Annotated in this window: 3 protein-coding genes; 1 reads left to right on the top strand and 2 read right to left on the bottom strand. The window is 64.3% G+C overall.

The genetic code is table 11. The annotated features are described in order from the left end of the window. Positions 1-106: NAD-dependent epimerase/dehydratase family protein (locus tag J4F42_21280; GenBank protein ID MCE2488055.1), on the bottom strand; the 106-nt coding region annotated here is incomplete at its 3' end. 283 nt (positions 107-389) lie between these two features. Here J4F42_21280 and J4F42_21275 point away from each other — a divergent pair. Further along, positions 390-704, top strand: coding sequence for an alpha/beta hydrolase fold domain-containing protein (locus tag J4F42_21275; GenBank protein ID MCE2488054.1), 315 nt, complete (start codon positions 390-392; stop codon positions 702-704). Between the two features lie 84 nt (positions 705-788). Here the strand turns inward: J4F42_21275 and J4F42_21270 are convergent, their stop codons facing one another. Further along, positions 789-2291 carry an amidase gene (locus J4F42_21270; GenBank protein MCE2488053.1) on the bottom strand — a complete coding sequence of 501 codons (1503 nt, stop codon included), beginning with the start codon at positions 2289-2291 and terminating at the stop codon, positions 789-791. Positions 2292-2670 lie beyond the last annotated feature (379 nt).

Genomic DNA, 2670 nt, shown 5'->3' with positions numbered 1-2670 from the left:
GGGTCAGGACACGCACCCGGTAGCCTTCCTGAAGAAGGCGCGGGACCAGCCTGCCGCCGATATAGCCGGTGGCTCCGGTGACCAGGATGCGGCCAGCTGTGTCCATCGTGATTCGCTGCGCTCCTTCGTGTCTCTTGAGCGGGCTGGTATTCTACTGGTCAGCCTACCACGGAACGCAGACAGGGACGATATAACGGAGAAATGCCCGCTGAAGCCGCGGCGCATTGAGTATCTTCGCCCAGCGTCTTTCGGTTTCACTGTCTCGGGCTTCATTGATACAGACATCGGTATCCGGATCGTCGATCTAGAGGTGTAAGGTGGAAATCTATTCATATCCGCCCGAACTCGTCTCGTGGCGCGAGAACGAGGGCTACCAGTTGGATCCCGACATGTGCCAAGCCCTGGTCAAGGCCTACGACCCGAACGGACAACACCGGAGCGACCCGCTGGCCTGGCCCTACCAGGCGAAGACACAGGACCTGACGGGACTGCCGCCGCACACTATCTCGGTCAATGAACTCGATCCGTTGCGTGACGAAGGGCTGATCTACGCGCGCAAGCTGATGGCGGCCGGTGTCCCGACGGTGAGCCGTACCGTCAATGGCACGTACCACGACGGGGACACCGAGGCCCTGGCCGAACTGCCCCACGTCTACCGGGCGACCATCCGCGACATCCATGCCTTCAGCGCAGCGTTGTCATAGGGCGTTGTCATAGGGCATCTGGCATGAGGCATCTGGCATGCGCAAGAGAAAGCTCTGCGCGCTCGCTCTCGGTGCAAGCGCGGCTCAGCTCTGCTCATACGCATACGCCGCCCGCAGCAGCACGTCGTCCTCGAAGTGTCGGCCGACCAGTTGCAGCCCGACCGGCAGGCCCTCGTGCGTACCGCACGGCACGCTCAGGGCCGGATGGCCGGTCGCGTTGAACGACCCCGTGTTGTGGATCATGTTGGCGAAGATCGACAGGAAGCCATACGTCGACAGTTCTTCGTCGGGTATCGGCGGAGCGGTAAACGGGACCGTCGGCATGAGCAGCACGTCGATGTCCGTGAACGCCTGCTCATAGGCGGCCCGCAGCGTGCGGGTGAGGTTCTGGGCCTTGGCGTAGTAGTGCATGCCGTAGCGGCGGTAGGTGTACTCGCCGAGCAGCAGCACGAGCTTCAAGCCCAAGGGCAGATCGTTCGCGCGCGCCTTCACCGCCCGGTGGGTAAAGTTCACGTGGTCCAGCGCGTAGTGCCCCTGCCAGCCGTGGCCCCAGCCGTCCTGCTTGTTCGTCTCGTTGCCGCCCTGGATCAGGAGCGGCCACAAAATCGCGTTGCCGTCCACATGCATCGGGACCGACACGTCGGTCAGCCTTGCGCCGGCCTGTTCCAGAACACCGGCCGCCTCACGCACCGCGGCGTCCACCGCCGGCATCGACTGCTCGTGCCCGAAGCCCTGGGCCAGAATACCGATCCGCAAGCCGGCAACGCCGTCTTCGAGCCGCGCGGTGTAGTCTTTGACGCGCACATCCTTTTGGCGCGGGTCGAGTCCGTCCGCACCCGCCACGGCCTGCAACGCGAGCGCACAGTCGCGCACCGTCTTCGTCATCGGCCCGGTGTGATCGACCGTATTATCCAGACCGGCCAGCCCGGTGTGCGGCACCAGGCCGAAGGTTGGCTTGAGTCCGACGATGCCGCACCACGCGGCTGGGACGCGAATCGAGCCGCCCTGGTCGCCGCCCATCGCGATATCCGCATCGCCGTTGGCGACCACGACCGCACTGCCGTTTGACGAACCGCCCGGGCAGTGGCGGCCCGTGGCCGGATTGATCGGCTGCGGCCCGGGGTAGATGCTGAGCCCGATCGCATCAAAACAGTGCGAGCCGTTCACGACCTTGCCGATGATCTCGGCGCCGGCATCCAGCAGACGGGTGACGATAGTCGCGTCCTCGGTCGGCACGTAGCCTTCCAGCACGCTCGAACTGTTCAGCATCGGAATGCCCGCAACGCGGATATGGTCCTTCAGCCCGACGGTCTTGCCGGACAGCGGGCCGTCCGGCGCCCCCGGGATCGAGCAGCGCCACGCCCAACCGTTGTCCCGGTTGTCCTCGGTTGACGGCCGCGCCCCAAAATCCCGCCGCGGGTACTTGACCGGGATCGTCGGCGCCACCAGCTCGTCGAGACGCCGGTAGGCCGGCAGCATCTCGCGGATGTAGGTCGAGAAGCCCTCGACCTCTTCGTCATTCACCTCGAAACCGAACCGCTGGCCGGCGTCGCGCAGGTCCTGATGAGTAGGCATTCGTACGGGCATGAGCAGTCTCCTTTTCCGGGAACCATACGTCACGCCCTGGCGCGAATGCAAATGAGTTATTGTCTACCCGTCAGACATGCCGGCTCGCCGGCCGGACACACCTAAGAGCAATTCACCATCATGGTCACGCTATCTTGAGTCATGGCCGGATGGGCGTAGTCATCAGGGGCTACTCCGGGCGGGCAACCTGGGAGCGCGAGCGTCCCGCCCGCCTCTCCAGACGCATCGGACATCGCTGAAAATGCTTTAGCCACAGGCGTAACCCGACATCCCGTCCTTGTCGGATTACGCTCCGCTAATCCGACCTACTACAGCCTGACGTGAAACGCTCTAGCGCGCCACTGCCGGGATGACGAAGTTCTTCAGCAGCGGCCACGGA

It is taken from the genome of Desulfurellaceae bacterium (assembly GCA_021296095.1).
Lineage (GTDB): Bacteria > Desulfobacterota > Binatia > Bin18 > Bin18 > JAAXHF01.
The sequence above is the reverse complement of the archived record's forward strand: the minus strand, read 5'-3'. Positions and strand labels throughout refer to the sequence as shown.

Bases quoted from the DNA above. Each gene is read 5' to 3' on its own strand.
- J4F42_21275 (MCE2488054.1), top strand. From the start codon at position 390: ATGTGCCAAGCCCTGGTCAAGGCCTACGACCCGAACGGACAACACCGG.
- J4F42_21270 (MCE2488053.1), bottom strand. From the start codon at position 2,291: ATGCCCGTACGAATGCCTACTCATCAGGACCTGCGCGACGCCGGCCAG.